The 16,699-nt window shown below is 71.6% G+C and carries 13 protein-coding genes; 7 read left to right on the top strand and 6 right to left on the bottom strand.

Going from position 1 to position 16,699, the window contains the following annotated elements:
• Positions 1–53: 53 nt before the first annotated feature.
• The gene (locus ACFSL2_RS10990) at positions 54–2,810 is read left to right on the top strand and encodes a glycosyltransferase family 8 protein (protein WP_377197899.1); all 2,757 of its coding nucleotides are present in this window, start codon (positions 54–56) and stop codon (positions 2,808–2,810) included.
• A gap of 2,143 nt (positions 2,811–4,953) precedes the next feature.
• Here ACFSL2_RS10990 and ACFSL2_RS10985 read toward each other — a convergent pair.
• Genes ACFSL2_RS10985 through ACFSL2_RS10970 form a run of 4 tightly spaced genes read right to left on the bottom strand, consistent with a single transcriptional unit; the run spans position 4,954 to position 8,913 of the window.
• A complete protein-coding gene (locus ACFSL2_RS10985) occupies positions 4,954–6,516 on the bottom strand; it encodes a glycosyltransferase (protein WP_377197898.1) in 1,563 nt (520 codons plus the stop codon).
• Positions 6,513–6,752: an acyl-CoA carboxylase epsilon subunit gene (locus tag ACFSL2_RS10980; protein ID WP_377197897.1), complete on the bottom strand. Its 240-nt coding sequence runs from the start codon at positions 6,750–6,752 to the stop codon at positions 6,513–6,515. Before ACFSL2_RS10980 ends, ACFSL2_RS10985 begins: the two co-directional genes overlap by 4 nt.
• Positions 6,749–7,273, bottom strand: coding sequence for a hypothetical protein (locus ACFSL2_RS10975; RefSeq protein ID WP_377197896.1), 525 nt, complete (start codon positions 7,271–7,273; stop codon positions 6,749–6,751). Before ACFSL2_RS10975 ends, ACFSL2_RS10980 begins: the two co-directional genes overlap by 4 nt.
• A gap of 41 nt (positions 7,274–7,314) precedes the next feature.
• Positions 7,315–8,913 (bottom strand): acyl-CoA carboxylase subunit beta, encoded by a 1,599-nt coding sequence (locus ACFSL2_RS10970; RefSeq protein WP_377197895.1) that lies wholly within the window; start codon positions 8,911–8,913, stop codon positions 7,315–7,317.
• A gap of 118 nt (positions 8,914–9,031) precedes the next feature.
• Between ACFSL2_RS10970 and ACFSL2_RS10965 the strand changes: the two genes are divergently transcribed.
• From ACFSL2_RS10965 to ACFSL2_RS10955, 3 genes are all read left to right on the top strand, one after another.
• The gene (locus ACFSL2_RS10965; RefSeq protein ID WP_377197894.1) at positions 9,032–9,865 is read left to right on the top strand and encodes a biotin--[acetyl-CoA-carboxylase] ligase; all 834 of its coding nucleotides are present in this window, start codon (positions 9,032–9,034) and stop codon (positions 9,863–9,865) included.
• Between the two features lie 165 nt (positions 9,866–10,030).
• Positions 10,031–10,327: a hypothetical protein gene (locus ACFSL2_RS10960; protein WP_377197893.1), complete on the top strand. Its 297-nt coding sequence runs from the start codon at positions 10,031–10,033 to the stop codon at positions 10,325–10,327.
• A gap of 62 nt (positions 10,328–10,389) precedes the next feature.
• Positions 10,390–11,457 carry an adenylate/guanylate cyclase domain-containing protein gene (locus tag ACFSL2_RS10955; protein ID WP_377197892.1) on the top strand — a complete coding sequence of 356 codons (1,068 nt, stop codon included), beginning with the start codon at positions 10,390–10,392 and terminating at the stop codon, positions 11,455–11,457.
• Between the two features lie 18 nt (positions 11,458–11,475).
• On the opposite strand, the gene ACFSL2_RS10950 is transcribed toward ACFSL2_RS10955, so the two are convergent.
• Together ACFSL2_RS10950 and ACFSL2_RS10945 are read right to left on the bottom strand one after the other, a co-directional pair.
• Complete coding sequence (locus ACFSL2_RS10950; protein ID WP_377197891.1) at positions 11,476–12,261, bottom strand: crotonase/enoyl-CoA hydratase family protein; 786 nt, start codon at positions 12,259–12,261, stop codon at positions 11,476–11,478.
• Between the two features lie 59 nt (positions 12,262–12,320).
• On the bottom strand, positions 12,321–13,982 hold the full coding sequence (locus ACFSL2_RS10945; RefSeq protein WP_377197890.1) for a lysyl oxidase family protein: 1,662 nt from the start codon (positions 13,980–13,982) through the stop codon (positions 12,321–12,323).
• A gap of 216 nt (positions 13,983–14,198) precedes the next feature.
• Between ACFSL2_RS10945 and ACFSL2_RS10940 the strand changes: the two genes are divergently transcribed.
• The 3 genes from ACFSL2_RS10940 (at position 14,199) to ACFSL2_RS10930 (ending at position 16,595) form a co-directional block, all read left to right on the top strand.
• Positions 14,199–14,888: an HAD family hydrolase gene (locus ACFSL2_RS10940; protein WP_377197889.1), complete on the top strand. Its 690-nt coding sequence runs from the start codon at positions 14,199–14,201 to the stop codon at positions 14,886–14,888.
• 61 nt (positions 14,889–14,949) lie between these two features.
• Entirely contained in the window at positions 14,950–15,600 is a 651-nt protein-coding gene (locus tag ACFSL2_RS10935; RefSeq protein WP_377197888.1) for an RNA polymerase sigma factor, read from the top strand.
• On the top strand, positions 15,600–16,595 hold the full coding sequence (locus ACFSL2_RS10930) for a hypothetical protein (RefSeq protein WP_377197887.1): 996 nt from the start codon (positions 15,600–15,602) through the stop codon (positions 16,593–16,595). The genes ACFSL2_RS10935 and ACFSL2_RS10930 overlap by 1 nt, the downstream gene beginning before the upstream one ends.
• Positions 16,596–16,699: the final 104 nt, after the last annotated feature.

Genomic DNA, 16,699 nt, shown 5'->3' with positions numbered 1-16,699 from the left:
CGATCGTCACCGGCTTGAGCGCCGAGCTCGCCGATCCCGAGAAAGGTGCTTGCATGAACGTTCGACGCCGGAGCCTGCGCCATCGCGCACTTCGCAAGATCGCCCGCACGGCCGACCGCTGGGCCGGTGCAGGTGCGTCGCAGCAGACGAAGCCCGCTGCGCCACAAACCAAGGCACCCGCGAGGCCGTCGACCTCGTCGACGCCGGCCAAGCCGACGGTGAACGAGAAGGCCGTGACGCGGCTGCGGTCGTCGTACCGGCAGATGGTCGAGGTAGCCCTCGGGCTGGAGCCCGGCGGTCTTCCGGAGGAAGAGGTCCGCGCGAAGCGGGAGTACGTCCACGCGGCCAAGCGCACGGCTGCGGACGCCGAGCTCGCACGCATCCTGCGCTCCGGTGTCCCCCTGACGGACGGCGTGGTCAAGATGATCCGCGGCCGGTTCACGCGCAAGCTGAACTCCGAGGTCCTCGTGAGCGCCCGCGCGCTGTGCCACTCGCTCTACGACCAGCCGGACACGCGCGTCGCCGGCGCCCTCGGCGGTGCGCTCGTCGCGCGGCACGCCGGCAGCTATGACCTCGCCTGGGACCTGTTCTCGGAGGTGCCACGCGACCTCGTGGCCCGGAACACGCCGGTCGAGTTCCTCCGCACGGCGGCCCAGGTGGGCCAGCTCGGCGTCGTCGACGTGTGCGTCAAGTGGATCGACCAGGGTCTCGTGCACGGCGCGAAGGACCTGTTCGCCATGGCGTCCATCTTCTTCGCCGTCAAGGAGTACCCGGCGGTGTCCCGCGCGATCGACGCAGCGCGTGCCGCTGGAGACGCCGACGAGGCGCTCGCCCGGCGCATCGAGCTGCTCGCCGACTTCACGGATCGCGCCGTCGAGCCGCGGACGGCGACGGTCCCCGAGGGGCGCGTCTCGTTCGGCGTCATCGACTACAAGCAGCCGGACGAGGGCACGACCTCGTCCAACGTGGGCGACTACGTGCAGACGATCGCAAGCCTCGGCCACCTGGTGCGCCACGCCGGCCTGCGTCTGCACGGCGACGACGAACTGGTCGGGGTCGTCTCGGAGCTCCAGGACCGCGTGCGCCCGGAGCTGCAGATCGACGGTCCAGGTGCCGACGTCCACCTCATGACACTGAACCGGGACTCCTCGAGCTACGACGCCGTCCCGGAGAACACGTGGGCCATCGCGTTCGGCTGGTACATGCAGGACATCTTCGGGCTGGCCTACGACTTCCCGTTCCACCCGAACGTGAACCCGCTGTTCATCTCGTTCCACGTGAACCGGCCGAGCATGCTCACGCCCGAGGCCATCGAGTACCTCAAGGCGAACGGGCCGATCGGCTGCCGCGACTGGAACACGGTCTACCTGCTCCTCGCCCGTGGCGTGCCCGCCTTCTTCTCCGGCTGCCTGACCACGACGATCAGCACCGTCTTCCCCGACGCCGGTGCACCGGTTCCCGCCGACGGCCCGACGGCCTACGTCGACACGCCGGCTCCGACGGACGACGCGATCCAGATCACCCAGATGCACGAGGACGTCCGCTGGACCTCGATGGGGCCGAACGTCCGCGAGGCACTCGGCCTGCTGGAGAGCTACCGCTCGGAGTACGGCCAGGTCGTCACCTCGCGTCTGCACTGCTACCTGCCGTCCTGGTCGATCGGCGCGAACGTGAAGTTCACGCCCAAGAACCGCGCGGACGTTCGGTTCGCCGGCTTGCTCGACGCGGACGAGAACGACCTCGACGCGATGCGCGAGCGCATCCGTCGCCTGCTCGCTCCGGCCATGGCGCTCGTGCTGCAGGGCAAGTCGCGCGAGGAGGTCCACGCCGAGTGGCAGAAGACCGTCGCACCGGAGGTGGCGCTGGCTGAGGCCCGGTTCTCCGCGCCGACCAAGGCCCTGACGGCGTCCTTCGACGTCGACGAGGCGTGCCGGACGGCGCGTGCCTCGCGCGTCGTGACGCCCGCCACCGCGCCGCGCACCGGCGAGACCGTGCACGTGGCGGTCGCGCTCGACGGCAACCTCAAGCAAGAGATGGAGGTGGTCGTCGGCGGGATGGTCCAGCACTCCGACCGCCCCCTCCACATCGTGGCGCTCACGCGCGACCACACGACGGAGGACCACGACCGGCTCGCCGGTCTGTTCCCCGAGGTCGCCTTCGAGTGGATCGCCTGCGACGACATCGACTACGGGCCAGTGCTCGGCATGCTCAAGCACATCACGGTCTCGACCATGGACCGCCTGCTCCTGCCGGAACTGCTGCCGGACCTGGACCGCGTGGTCTACCACGACATCGACGCGCTGACCGTCAAGGACATCGCGAACCTGTACGACGTCGACCTCGGCGGCTCGCCGCTCGCCGCCCGCCCGTCCGTCGGTCACGGCGTGCGCAGCGGTCTCGGCAACATCCTGAAGCAGGGACGCCGCCTGACGGAGGAGCCGGAGGTCGCCAACGAGTTCTTCCGTGCGATGTACCAGCGGCACCCGAAGGACTTCGACGGCTTCAACGCGGGCATCCTGCTCATGGACCTGGCGCAGATGCGGTCGGAGAGCTTCACCGCCGAGTACGTCGCTTACGTCGAGAGCTACGGCCTCAACGACCAGGAGATCCTGAACTGCTACGCGGGCTCCCGGTACCGCAAGATCGAGCCGGCCTGGAACAACTGGCCGACCCAGGAGACCGTGACCGACCCGAGCATCGTGCACTGGGCCGGCTGGCTCAAGCCCTGGAACCAGGACCTGTACGTCAAGTACCGCGACCTGTGGGACAAGGGGACCGAGTTCGTCGAGACCCGCCGCGCCGGCGCGTGACCGAGGCCGTGCCCATGGACGAGGCCCTGCATCGTGAGGTGCGGGACCTCGTCCGCGCTCTGAACGGACGACAGAAGGTCGCTCCGCTCGAGGTGCTTCCGTACCTCAAGCGGGTCGCCGCGGCCGGTGACCCGGCCCTCGTGGCCGGTCTCGCCGAGGCGGCGTCGGCCCGGTTCGCGAACCGCGTGCGGATTCTCCTGGCTTGTGCCGGAGCGCTGGAGGCCACGGGCCAGGCCACCTTGGCGGTGCCGCACCTGCGCAGGGCGCTGGAACGCGGTACGGGCAACGACCGCCGGACGGCCAGGCGTCTTGCGCGGGCTCTCGTGGCGTCCGGCGCGCCCACCGCTGAGGTGGACGACGCCTATGCGCGGGTGCTGGAGGACGAACCGACGGACCACCAGATCCTGGGCGAGTGGCGCGAGGTGGAGCGCGGCCCGGACGACGTGCCGTTCGACGAGCGGCTCTCCATGCTCCAGGCGGATGCCGAGCTCCCTCTCCCCGTGGTGCTCCGCGAGCTGCTCCGCGGGCCGGCAGGGGATACGACGCGCCGCGTGCACGCCGAGGCGCTCACGGCGTTCCTCGCCGGTGACGACGCCAGGGCCTGCGCAGCGGTCTGGGCGGCCTACGGCGCGCTCCGGCCGCTCCCTGAGGCGGACGCCGACCGGGTGGTCGCGCTGCCCACGGTCGTCAAGGATCTCTACTTCCTCGCCACCGTGCCCCGGATCATGACTCCGGAGGAGATGGTCGCGGAGGGGGTGTCGATCTCGCCTGACGCGATCAGGTGGTGGCGCGAGGAGTTCCTCAGGCCGGACCTACCGGAACCGGACGACCGCGAGTTCTTGACGCTCGCCCAGCGGGAGATCGCCGCCGGCGACGACCCGCACCTCGCCCACCAGACCCGCGCGGTGCGGGACCGGCGCCTGGCGCTGCGCGACCCGCTGACCGGTGCGGAGTGCGCGCCGTTCGACGCGCTGGTCTCGTTCGGCAAGGCCGTCTACTCCTTCGGGGACGGCGAGCACGCGATGCTGCTCAGCCTCGGAGCCGGTTTCAAGGCCGCCTACATCTTCCTGCCGGCGCGCGGGCTCTTGCTCGACCTCGGGGCGACGTACCTGGGCACCGCGTTCGGCCGGCCGATCCTCCCGCCGTACAAGCGGGTCAACCTCTGCTTGAGCCTGCTCGAGCGGGTGGTCGCCCAGCGGGACCGGTACGCCGAAGCCGTGGCGGACCGGCCGGACCCCCGCCAGGAGCGCACCATGGTGCTCCAGATGGCCGTGCCGGAGAACTTCGCCCACCACGTCTGGAACTTCTACCCGGGTGTGGAGCGGTTGATCCAGCACGGTACAGCCGGCAACGTCGCCGAGGTACGAACGTCCGGGACCCGCTTCTACGGCCCGTTCGAGGAGCTCTTCCCGGAGTTCGCGGGAGCGCGGATCGTGGAGGAGCCTCGCATGGGCGTCCGCGACCCCTACCCGTTCTCGCGCGAGCACCTGGTGCTCTCGGTCGGCGGGTACTTCATCCGCAGGTCCCTCGTGGACCGGATCCGGGAGCGGGTCACGCTGGCCGAGCCGACGCCCGGTTACCCCCAGCCACCGGCAGCGGACGGGCGGGGGCCCGTCGTCTGGATCGGGCTGCGCGTGCGGAGCCGCGCGTGGGCGGACCAGGAGCGTGAGGTCGCCCGGTTCGTCGACGCACTGCACCTGCGTTACCCGCGGGCGCTGGTCCTGCTGGACGGCTACTCGTACCCGATGAGCAACGACCTCGTGTCCGAGCGGTGGCACAGCAGCATCGACGAGCTGCACGCGGTCGCCCGAGCGATCAAGGGCAACGCCCGGCGAGGGGACCAGGTGATCGACCTGGTGGGCAGCTCCCTGCGGGAGGCCGTGCTGTGGGCCGAGGCCACTGACGTGTACGTGGCGCCGAACGGGACCAGCCAGCACAAGGTCGGCTGGTTCAGCGACGCACCGGGCGTCGTGTACGCGCCGCCCTCGCTCGCCGACGTACCGCCGGAGCTCCGGCCGGGGGCCCGCGAGGCGGAGGGGCGTCCCGTGCCGGTGACCATCCTCGGCGAGACGGCGGGCGAGGGCGAGCGTCGCGGCAGCAACGACGTCCGCTCCCACCTGGAGAACCTCCGGCTCGACCGGGGTCAGCTCCTCGCGATGGTCTGCGAGCTGCTCGACTCGCGCCCTGCGACCTCGGCGAGCAGGTCCCGCCAGGACTCCTTGTACCGGCGCGCCGAGAAGCTGGTCACGACGCGCCTCGCGCCACGGCTGAGCCGGCGAGCCAGCTTGTCGTCCACGAGGACCTGAACCAGCCGGTCGGCGAGCGCCTCCACGTCGTCGCGCGGCACGAGGAACCCGTTCTCGCCGTCCCGGATCACCTCGGCGGGGCCGTAGTTGCAGTCGTACGCCACGAAGGGCGTGCCGACGGACATGGCCTCGGTGAGGGTGAGCGGCAGGCCCTCGTGGAGGGACGACATCGCTGCCACCCGAGAGCCCGCGAACGCGTGCAGCGCCTGCGCCGTACCTCCGTGGAACCGGACGTCGACGCCGAGCTCCAGGCCGAGCTCGGCGGCGAGCTCCTTGAGCGCCGCCTCGTCCTTGCCGGTTCCGTACACGTCGAGGTGCGCCCTCGGCACGCGCTCGCGCACCAGTACGAACGCACGCAGCAGGTGGTCGAGCTGCTTCTGCGGGGCCAGCCGGCCGATGAACACCACGGAGTCAGGGTCGCGCCGCACGCCGCGGACCTTCGGCCGTGGCGCGGCGTGCCGCAGCACCCGCAGCGGCAGCCCGGGGTACCGGGCCAGGAGGTCGCTGTGCTGTCGCTGGGTGAGGCAGACCATGACGTCGACGTTCGTCGTGTCCGAGAAGAAGCCCTTCCAGCCCGAGTGCGTGGGGGCCGCAGCGGTGTACGGCGCCGCGAGGTGGGAGTTGTGCAGCACCGAGACGCCCCGCAGGCGCGGATGACGCATGAGACGCAGGCTGCGCTGCCACACGTTCTCGCCGTCGGCGAAGACGACCAGGTGCTCCGCCGACGCGAACGTGGTGTCGAGCCACCGGGCGATCGCCCCCGCGTAGTCCCCGACCGGCTCCTCGCGCAGGCGTAGTCGGGCGTCGCCCTCACCGACGTGCCCGGCGACCTCGGCCTCCAGCCAGACCGCCCGTCCGTCGACGACGAACTCACGCCGGCGCGTGCCGCCACCTGGCACCAGGTGGTCGACGGCGACGAGCGTGCCGTGGGCGAACATCCACTGCGCCGCGCGCGAGCCGTCCTCGCGCATGACGACGAGCTGGCGCGTTGTCTCGGTGTCCCGGTCCAGCAGCTCGATCGTGCGCAGCGCGTCGTCCACGAAGGTGCGCACCTGGACCGCGTCGTCGACGGTCCGACGGCGTCGCCGCACCCCCGGTCCGTCCGGGATCCGGGGCACCGTGATCGGGGCCGTCTCGCTGGCCCGTGCCCGGTCTACCGCGTCGGGCCCGTCGCGCCACAGGACCAACAGGCGGACGTCGGGGTGCAGCAGGTCCTGGCTGCGGGCCCACGCTCCGTCGTCGTCCAGGAGGCCGGTCACGACGAGGCTGGTGCGGTAGCCGAGGCTCGCGTAGAGGTTGGCACGCGCCAGCACGGCGCGGGTGCCGCCGGCGATCCGGTGGCCGAGCGAGCGGACGAACAGGACGACGTCGGTGTCCCCGGGACGGGGCGCCTGGTTCATGACCGCAGGCTCCAGCGCCACGCGTCGGCGTTGTGCCGGCCGGAGCGGCCGCCGAAGTTGTTGGCCGTCGCGGCGCCGTTCCCGCGCAGCACGCGGGCGTGGTTGGTCCACTCGTCGAGCGGTGCGGCGTCGTCGGGCTCCGGGCCGGCCGCCGCCACGGCGGCGAGGCCGGCGACGAGGGCGGCCACCTCGACGTCGTCCGGTTCGCCGCGTACCACGCGCACCTGGGGGCTCACTCGTCGTCCTCCTCGTAGAAGCCGAATCCGGGGGCCTCGCCGCGGGACGCCGCCCACTCGGCGATGTCGTAGCCGCCCTCGGTGAGGTGCGTAGCTACCGACTCGCCCGCGGCGTCGAGCAGGTCGATCACACCGTCGAGGGTGGCGTCGCCGCCGCGCGCCGCGACGACGAAGCCCAGGTAGAACGACTCGCCGCCCTCGGGCAGCTCGGACTCCAGGATCTCGTCGACCTCGGAGTCGTCCGCCGGCTCCCACACGGACGACGTGAGGTCGGGGTGCATGCCGAGCGAGCCGTGGAGCGTGTCGAACAGGGCGGCGTTCAGGTGCCCCACCTTCGACTCGAGGGCCAGCACGCGCGGGTCCTCGTCCGCCTCGGCGGCTCCGAACTCGGCGCGGACGCCTACGGCGGTCCCCACGTAGTCGTGCAGGGCCGCTGCCAGTGCGTCGACCGCACGGTGCATGGGCTCCGCGTCGACGCGGCCCATCGGCGCCGGGCCGTGGGTGGCGTCCTCGTGGCTCATCTAGTTCCTCCAGGTCTCGACCGGCTCGACGACCGAGCCGGTCAGAGCGGGATGTTGCCGTGCTTCTTGGGAGGAAGCGTAGATCGCTTGGTGCGCAGCGCGCGAAGCGCACGCACCACCTGCACCCGGGTCTCGGACGGGCGGATGACCGCATCGACGTACCCGCGCTCCGCGGCGTCCCACGGGTTGACGATGGCGTCCTCGTACTCGGCGGTCAGCCGGGCACGCTCGGCCTCGACGTCCCCGCCGGCCTCCGCGACGGCCTTCAACGCACCGCGCTGCAGGATGTTCACGGCGCCGCTCGCACCCATGACGGCGATCTGCGCCGTCGGCCAGGCCAGGTTGACGTCGGCGCCGAGCTGCTTGGAGCCCATGACGATGTACGCGCCGCCGTACGCCTTGCGCGTGATGATCGTGATGAGCGGCACGGTGGCCTCGGCGTACGCGTAGATCAGCTTGGCGCCGCGGCGGATGATGCCCTGGTGCTCCTGGCCGACGCCGGGGAGGAAGCCCGGCACGTCGACGAACGTCAGCACGGGGATGTTGAAGGCGTCGCACGTGCGCACGAACCGCGCGGCCTTCTCGGCGGCGTCGATGTCGAGCGTGCCGGCCATGGACTGCGGCTGGTTGGCGACGATACCGACCGACTGGCCCTCCACGTGCCCGAACCCGACCAGCACGTTGGTCGCGAACATCGGCTGCACCTCGAGGAACGACTCCGGGTCCAGGACCGCCTCGATGGCCTCGCGCATGTCGTAGGGCTGGTTGTCGCTGTCCGGGATGAGCTCGTCGAGCACCTCGTCCTCGGCGGTGACCTCCAGCGACGTCTCGTCCTGGGGCGGGAACGCCGGGGCGTCGGAGAGGTTGTTCTGCGGCAGGTAGCCCACGAGGTGGCGCACGTAGTCCAGGGCGTCGTCCTCGTCCTGGCCCATGTAGTGCGCCACGCCGGACTTCGAGTTGTGCGTGCGGGCGCCGCCCAGGGTCTCGAAGTCGACGTCCTCGCCCGTCACGGTGCGGATCACGTCCGGGCCGGTGATGAACATGTTGGACGTCTGGTCGGCCATGACGATGAAGTCCGTCAGGGCGGGGGAGTACACCGCGCCGCCCGCGCTCGGCCCGAGGATCAGGGAGATCTGCGGGATCACGCCCGACGCCGCGACGTTGCGCCGGAACATCTCCGCGAACTGCGTGAGCGCCGCCACACCCTCCTGGATGCGGGCACCACCCCCGTCGCTGATGCCGATGAGCGGCACGCCCGTGCGCAGCGCGAGGTCCTGCACCTTGGTGATCTTCTGTCCGTGCACCTCGCCGAGGCTGCCGCCGAACGCCGTGAAGTCCTGCGAGTAGACGCACACCTGGCGGCCGTCGATGGTGCCGTAGCCCGTGACCACGCCGTCACCCGCGATCCGCTTCTTCTCCAGGCCGAAGTTGCGGCTGCGGTGCATGGCGAGCGCGTCCAGCTCGGTGAAGCTGCCCTCGTCCAGGAGCGCGTCGACGCGCTCCCGCGCGGTCTTCTTGCCCCGCTTGTGCTGCTTCTCCTGGGCCGTCTGCTCCGGGACGTCGATGGCGGCTGCCCGGCGGGCGTCGAGGTCGTCGAGCTTGGCGCGCGTGCCGGCGAGGGTCGTGATGGCGTCGTTCACAGTTCGAGCGTAGTTGTCGGATGCCTCCGGTTCGATGCGTGACCGTCCAGCGCGTCACGCCGCTCCCTTGTGGGTTTCCTCCAAGGGCGGCCGGGACGGTGAGGGGAGAGGATGAGGTGTGCACCAGTCCCTGTCTCCCGACCGGCTCGTCGTGCCCGGCTTCGCCCGGGTCCAGGTGGTCGAGACCTCGCCCTCCACCAACGCCGAGCTCGCCGCCGCCGTCCGGTCCGATGCGGCAGCGTGGCCTGCGCCGTCGGCCCTGGTCGCCGAGCACCAGACCGCCGGAAGGGGCCGCGCCGGGCGGTCCTGGGAGATGCCGGCGCGCGCGGGCCTCACCGTGTCCGTGCTGCTGCGCCCCCAGGTCCCGGCGGATGCCCTGGGCTGGCTTCCGCTGCTGGCGGGGCTCGCGGTGGTGCGCACCGTGTCCGACGGCGGTGTGGCCGCCGCCGTGAAGTGGCCCAACGACGTGCTCCTGCCCACCGTCGACACGGTCGCCGGGCTGGGGCGGTACCGCAAGGTGGCGGGCATCCTCACCGAGGTGGTGCCGGAGGCGCCCGCGAGCCGGGCGGTGCCGGGCGTGGTGCTCGGGATCGGGCTCAACGTGTCGCAGTCGGCGACCGAGCTGCCCGTGCCGACGGCGACCTCGCTCGCGCTCGCCGGCTGTCCCCGGCCCGACCGGACCGACGTGCTGGTCCGGCTCCTGGGGGAGGTGCACGCCCTCGTCCGGCGGTGGGAGCAGGCCGGTGGCGACGCCGTCGCGGCCGGTCTGCTGGACGAGTACACGGCGGTGTCGGCGACGCTCGGTACCCGTGTGCGCGCCGAGCTCGCCGGAGGGGCCGGCGTGCTGGAGGGCGAGGCGGTCGGCCTGGACGGGTCGGGGGCGCTGGTGGTGCGGCTGGAGTCGGGCGAGGAGCGCACGGTCACTGCCGGTGACGTCTGGCACCTGCGGTGACGCGGGCCCGGCTGAGAACCCAGGCCGGGTGAACTCTTCCGCGATGGCGGGTGAACTCGGCGGCAGACTCTGCCGCGAGATGGTCGATCTGCGTTAATCTCCGACGCAAGCGACGGCAGTCACGTGCGGGCGTTCAATGACGGGCGTGCGACGGCGGGAGATGCCATGGAGGCAGGTAGAGCCACGGTAGGGGTGGCCAAGGCGGTCGTGTGCGCGGCGGCGATCGTCACGGTCTATCTCATCAGCACGGTCCGGCTGGACCGCGGCATCGTGCAGACGGACGGGACCCCGACGGCCGGCCTGATCGCGGCCGGGATCGCCTGGCTCCTCGTCGTCTGGGCGCTGGTCTACCGGGATGACGGCGAGCGCGGTGTGCGGCTCGGAACGTGGAACATCGTCGTCCTGGCCGGCATGCTGCTGGTGCTCATGGGAATCCCGCTGGCCCTGGCGATCTGGGGCTGAGCCACCGGTTCGTCGTACGGATGCATGCGAGTGCATACGGTGCCCGCGCCTACAGTGGTGATGTGCTCCACAATTCCGAGACCTCCCACAGCCAGCACGACGCACCGGGCGCCGACACCGCCGCCCGGCTCGACGAGACGCTGCTGGGTGGTGCCCGCCGGTACACGCTGTCGCAGGTGGTGGAGCTGACGGGCCTCGACCAGCAGTTCGTCACGCGCTACTGGCGCTGGATCGGGCTACCCGTCACGCACCCGACGGAGACGTGGTTCACCGACGCCGACGTGGAGGCGCTCAAGGACGCGGCCGGCCTGTTCGAGACGGAGCAGATGGACGAGCGGGCCCAGATGACCTTCATCCGGTCCGTCGGCCACACCACGGAGCGGCTGGCGCTGTGGCAGGTCGAGGCGCTCGTGGAGCACCTCGCGCGGCGCTACGAGCTGGACGAGACCTCGGCCCGCCTGCTCGCCCTGGACCGGCTCCCGGAGATGTCCGAGATGCTCAGCCGGCAGCTCGAGCACGCCTGGCGGCGGCAGCTGGCGGCGCTGACCGGGCGCACGGCGATGGAGTTCGCCGGTTCGCGCGGCGACAGCCGCAACGACAGCCACCAGCTGCCGCTGGTGCGGGCGGTCGGGTTCGCGGACATCGTGTCGTTCACGAAGCGCACGGCGGGGCTCGGGTCGGAGGAGCTGGCGGAGTTCGTGCAGCGGTTCGAAGCTGGTGCGCGCGACATCATCACCAACGCGGGCGGCCGCGTCGTGAAGACGATCGGCGACGCGGTCCTGTTCGTCACCGACGACGTCTCCACCGGTGCCGAGGTGGCGCTCGGGCTGGCCGAGACCTCCGGCGCGGCGCTGGGGACGGCTGCTCCGGGGGACCCGGAGATCCCGGTGCGGGTCGGGCTCGTGTGGGGGCGGGTGCTGTCCCGGTTCGGTGACATCTTCGGCCCGACCGTGAACCTGGCCTCGCGCCTCACCGAACAGTCCGACCCCTCGACCGTCCTGGTCGACAAGGAGACCGCCGCGAAGCTGGCCACGAGCTCGCGTTACGCACTGACCGCACAGCCGGTCCGGGACGTCCCCGGCATCGGGCGGATGGCCCCGGTGCGCCTGCAGCGCGCCTACCGCGGCTGACGCCTCGACCGGGCGCTTTCAGGGCTTGCGCTGGAGCGTGCGTAGCGCGCCCGGGAGCAGTTTCAGCTGCGCCCGCCGCTCGGCGGCGAACGTCCGGCGGTCGCCCGTCGACCACTGCCGGTCGAACAGCCGCTTGGCGGCAGCCACGGCTTCGGGGCGGCGTTCGGCGATCCGGCCGGCCAGCGCGAACGCCTCGTCCAGCGGGGCGTCGGTGGCGGTGCCGGCCAGGCCGAGCCGGACGGCGTCGGCCCCCGTGAACTCCTCGGCCGTGAAGGTGAGGCGCTTCGCCGTCTCGATACCGACCAGCTGGGTCAGGGCGCGGATGCCCGACATGTCGGGGACCAGGCCGCGCTCGACCTCCTTGACGGACCACCGGGCATCGGGAGCGGTCAGGCGGAGGTCGGCGGCGAGGGCGATCTGCACACCCGCACCGAACACGTGGCCGTGCACCGCAGCGATCACCGGGACGGGCACCCGTCGCCACGCCCAGCAGGCCTCCTGGAAGAGGTTGGTGCCGCGCGGCGTCGGCACGAACGCCCGCGCCACCGCTGCGGGGTTGCGGGCCGCTGCGCCGAGGTCGAGCCCCGCGCAGAACGACCGGCCGGTGCCGGAGACGACCACCGCGCGCAGCCCCGGTGTGTGCCGGAGGCTGCGCGCGGTGGCCCGGAGCCGGCCGAGCATGTCGATCGACAGGGCGTTGAGCTTGTCGGGCCGGTCGAGACGGACGTCGGCGATCCCGTCCGAGACGTGGCACGTGATGCGGCTCTCGGCCGGGACCGCCGACGGCGGAGTGCTGGCGCTCATGGGGCGCAGCCTACGCAGGGCAGGCCGTCAGGGACGCGGCGGTGCGAGCGGGAGACCCGTCACCTCTCGTCGATCGCTACCTCCGTGTCGACTCCCTCGTACGGCGGGACCCGCACCGTGCGCGCGCCGGGCTTGCCGCCGAGGACGACGGTGCGCAGGCTGACGTTGTTGGACTTCGTCCGCTCGTGCAGGTTGCCGTTCGGGTTCACCGTGATCCTGATCTGGTAGGTCCCGTTACGGACGCCCGCCAGGTTGAACGCCTGGGTCTGGTACTGGCTGTACGTGTCGCCCCAACCGACGGGCAGGACCTCGCGCAGCCACAGCGCCGACCTGTCACCGCACGTGCTGTCCAGGCCGGTGGCCTCCGGGCGCCAGGTGGCGCCAGGCACCGTGAGGTCGACGGGGTCGGTCGGCGCGAGGCACCAGGACTGCTTGCCGCTCGTCGTCACCAGGGAGCCGTCGGGCTTGACGAGCTCGTAGCTCGCGAAGTCCAGGAAGTGCCAGTGATCGTGCTCGGGCGCGTCGTGGTACTCCATCGTCCCGGTCTTGGTGCTGCTGACCTCCTTGCCGTCCCGGTAGAAGAACTGGTACGCGTCCATGGTCTCCGAGGAGCCTCGGCGGAAGCCCTCGACGACGAGCGGGCCCGGTCCGGCGTTCCACTCGTGGGCGTTGAAGGTGAGCCGGGTGACGCGGCCGTCCTTCTCTGTCCCGATCTGCCACGCGGGCACGGACACCAGGTCGGGGAGCGTCTCCTTGGCAGGCTTCTTGTTCGAGGGCTTCGCTCCCGCCTGGCCGAGCGAAGGGTGGTCGCCGCCGTGCTCCGTGCCCTCGTCGCCGAGCGTGAAGAGGTTCGTGCGGTGGTTCGACCCCGCGGTGTCTCTGTGGTTCGAGTGGGTGCTGCCGGTGTGCGCCTGCCGGCGCTCCTCACGCACCGACGGCTCGCCCTCGGCCAGCGTGCTGAAGCCCTCGGTGGGTTCGCCCATGAGCTCGCGCCCCACCTCGGCGCACTCCCACATCTCGCACTCGTCGATCACCTTGACCCGCTGCGACACCGAGCGGCCGTTGGCGGGGAGGCCGAGGAAGTCCGCGACGGGGTCGCTGATGGTCACGGTCATCCGGAGGTTCTTGCGCGTGGTCTCCAGCTCGAAGAACGTGTCCAGCCTTGCCGCCCAGCCCTGCTCGATCCCGAACACCGAGGACTTCGTGAACCAGCTTCCGCCACAGAACGAGGGGTAGACCGGCTCGGTGTGGCCGGTCGGCTCGACGCGCTGGCGGTCCGACTCACCCAGGCACAGGCTGCGGGTCCTCTTGATCAGGACGTTGCCCTTGGCGTCGGCGACCTTGACGGTGAGCGCCCTCTTGAAGCCGTTGAGCCCGTCGACGATCGCGGCGGCGGCCTTCGTGGTGGTGCGCTTGTCGCCGCGGATCACGGTCTTGGTGAGCGTGACCGGGGCCGAGGCCTTGTCGCGCTTGGCCCAGAACTCGTAGCCCTCGCCGTAGGCGCCCATCCAGACGCCCGAGTCGAGGTACACGTAGCCGTCGTAGCCATAGGCCTCGACGGTCTTGGCTGCCGGAGCGAAGCGGAGGCCGCGCTGCTTCGCGGCGGGTTCCGCAGCGGTCGTGCCCCCGCTCGTCGTGATCGTTGCCGCGGACGCGGATGCGACGTCGGTCGCACCCCCCTCTCCGAGCAGCCCGAGTGCCAGCACTGCGGCGACGCCCATGGTGAGCAGTCGAGATGATGGTCGGGACAAGCGACGTGCGGTCATGGATCCCCCACTGGGTAAGGACAGGAGCTCTGTCATCGCTTAGGGACGCCCCGACACCCGGTTACGTTGCCCCGCTTCACCCACTTCACCCGGACAAAGTCCCCTAGGGAACTTCGGGCGTCGGTGGGCGGTTCGGCCGGAGCGACTGCAGGCGTATGACACGATGCGGACGTGCTGAAAGTCGTTCTCTTCGATCTTGACGACACGCTCGTGAACCAGGTGGGCGCCTCTCGTGCGGCACTCCTCGACTGGCTGCCCGAGCTGGGTCTCGACCTCGACGACCCGGAGGAGCTCGTCACCGCGTGGGGCGTCATCGCGGAGGAGGCCTACGAGCGTTACCAGCGCCGGGAGATCACCTTTGCCGAGCAGCGGCGCATCCGGGTGCGCGAGTTCCTCGGGTGCGATGCCACCGACGACGAGGCCGACGAGCTCTTCTCCGGCTACCTGACCCGCTACGAGGCGGGCTGGACCGCCTTCGACGACGCGGTGCCCGCGCTGCGCAGGGTGCGCGACGCGGGCCTCGTCGTCGCGGTGCTGACCAACGGCGACTCCGCGCACCAGCGGAGCAAGCTCGACCGCACGGGCCTCGCCGGGCACCTCGACGTCGTGGTCGCGTCCGACGACCTGCCGGCGGGGAAGCCGGACCCGCGCGCCTACGCCGCCACGTGCGAGATCCTCGGTGTCACGCCGGGCGACGTGCTCATGGTCGGCAACGACGTGGAGAAGGACTACCAGGGGCCGGTCGACGCCGGCCTCGACGCCGTGCTGCTCGACCGGGCGGACCGGCATCCCGGCATAGAGCACCGGATCCGGACGCTCGACGAGATCGCTCCCGGCAAGATGGTGGGGAGCGACCTGTAACGCCGGCCCGGCAGCCGGACATGACCTGCTCGTCAGCGCCACATCTCCGAGAGGTCCAAGGATGCCGGCACCAGAATCCCGACCACCGGACAACGAGGCGCGGTTCACCGCGCTCTTCGAGTCGACCCACCGGGCACTGCTCTCCTACGCGGTGCGCCGGGTGGCCGAGCCCGCCGACGCCGCCGACGTGGTCGCCGAGAGCTTTCTCGTCGCCTGGCGGCGCATCGACGACGTCCCCGCCGGTACGGACGCGCGACCCTGGATGTTCGGGGTGGCTCGTCGCGTGATGGCGAACGCGCGGCGGAGCGACCGCCGTCGGATGGCGCTCGCCGACCGCCTGCGCAACCACCTCACCGATGTGGTGCCGCCGCCGGCCGATCCGGTGAGCGACGTCGAGCGTGCCCTCGCCCGGCTCTCCGACGACGACCAGGAGCTGCTGCGCCTCGTCGCGTGGGAGGAGCTCGCCCGGGACGAGATCGCCCTCGTCCTGGGCATCTCGCGGACCGCTGTGCGGGTTCGCCTGCACCGGGCGCGTAAGCGCCTCACCGACCAGCTGGCCGCCCTGGCGGCGGCAGAGGACGACGACGTGGCGACCCCCGCCGCGCTGCTCGCGGCGGACCGGACCGGCCGAGAACCCCTGAAACGTTCCGCCCCTGGCGGACAGGTGATGAGCAGGTGGGCACAAGCCCGCCCCGGTATCGAGGAGGCGTGATGACGGACGCGATGAAGCAGCTGCAGGCCGCGGACCCGGTGCGTCGGGTCGACCTCGGCGCCGTGGACCAGGCGGCGTTCGCCGCCCTGCGCGAGGAGATCACCATGACCGGAACCCAGCTCGACGCTGCCGCCGCCCAGCGCGAGGCGGCGGGGCTCACCCCGGACGGACGCAGGCGCCGTCTCGGACGTCGCGGTGCGATCGCCGTCGGCCTCACCACGGTGCTCGCGGGCGGCGGCGTCGCGTACGCGGCGATCCAGTCGTTCGTCGCCCAGGACACGGCGGGCGTCACGTGCATGACGTCCTGGAACGACAGCGCACTCGAGGGGCAGCACACGGACGCCGGCGGGCCGTGGCTCACGGGCGACGCGATCGCCGACTGCACCACGATGCTGGCCGAGGCGGACCTGCCGCCCGTCGAGAACCCGGTCGTCTTCGAGCACGACGGGTGGGTCTACGTGACGCCCACCGACGAGGCGCCCGACTGGATCGACCCGATCGACAGCGCGGCCGGCCCGGAGGTGAACCCCGCGGTGATCGAGCTGCGGCAGAGCCTGGGCGACCGGGTCGACGGCGGTAACGGCGCCTGCCGGACGGTCGAGGAGGCCACCACCTGGGCTCAGTCGGAGCTCGACCGGCTCGGACTCGAGGGGTGGACCGTCGAGACCGGCGGGGAGCCAGGGGCGGGCAAGGACTGCGCCAGCTTCTTCGCGGAGGAGGACGGGACGGTCTTCGTCGTGCCGGACATCGCGCCGGACCAGGCCCTCTACCAGCCGGAGATCGACCCGATCGTCGGTTCCTTCCGCGACACCTTCGCCGACGAGTGCCTGACGGCGGAGCAGGCGGAGGCTGTGGTCGCCGAGGAGCTCGCGGCGCTCGACCACACCTGGCCGACCACGACCGTCGTGGACGAGTCGGCGGCGTGCGCTCGCGTCGACCTCGTCGTCGGCGGAAGCGTGCAGGTCACGGTGTACGGGCCGACGACGGTCGCCTGACCGGTTCGGACCAGCAGGACCGTGGGCACCGCTCCCCGTCGGGGCGGTGCCCACGGTCCTGCTACGCCAAGAAGACGTGCACCGGCCGCATTCAGCATCGCCGC

This window comes from Promicromonospora aerolata, from assembly GCF_042682255.1.
Taxonomy (GTDB): domain Bacteria; phylum Actinomycetota; class Actinomycetes; order Actinomycetales; family Cellulomonadaceae; genus Promicromonospora; species Promicromonospora aerolata.
This window is presented reverse-complemented; position numbering and strand designations above follow the sequence as displayed.

Excerpts from the sequence above, each read along its gene's own strand:
- ACFSL2_RS10990 (WP_377197899.1), top strand. The coding sequence starts at position 54 with ATGAACGTTCGACGCCGGAGCCTGCGCCATCGCGCACTTCGCAAGATC.
- ACFSL2_RS10985 (WP_377197898.1), bottom strand. The coding sequence starts at position 6,516 with ATGAACCAGGCGCCCCGTCCCGGGGACACCGACGTCGTCCTGTTCGTC.
- ACFSL2_RS10975 (WP_377197896.1), bottom strand. The coding sequence starts at position 7,273 with ATGAGCCACGAGGACGCCACCCACGGCCCGGCGCCGATGGGCCGCGTC.
- ACFSL2_RS10935 (WP_377197888.1), top strand. The coding sequence starts at position 14,950 with ATGCCGGCACCAGAATCCCGACCACCGGACAACGAGGCGCGGTTCACC.
- ACFSL2_RS10930 (WP_377197887.1), top strand. The coding sequence starts at position 15,600 with ATGACGGACGCGATGAAGCAGCTGCAGGCCGCGGACCCGGTGCGTCGG.
- ACFSL2_RS10960 (WP_377197893.1), top strand. The coding sequence starts at position 10,031 with ATGGAGGCAGGTAGAGCCACGGTAGGGGTGGCCAAGGCGGTCGTGTGC.
- ACFSL2_RS10945 (WP_377197890.1), bottom strand. The coding sequence starts at position 13,982 with ATGGGCGTCGCCGCAGTGCTGGCACTCGGGCTGCTCGGAGAGGGGGGT.
- ACFSL2_RS10950 (WP_377197891.1), bottom strand. The coding sequence starts at position 12,261 with ATGAGCGCCAGCACTCCGCCGTCGGCGGTCCCGGCCGAGAGCCGCATC.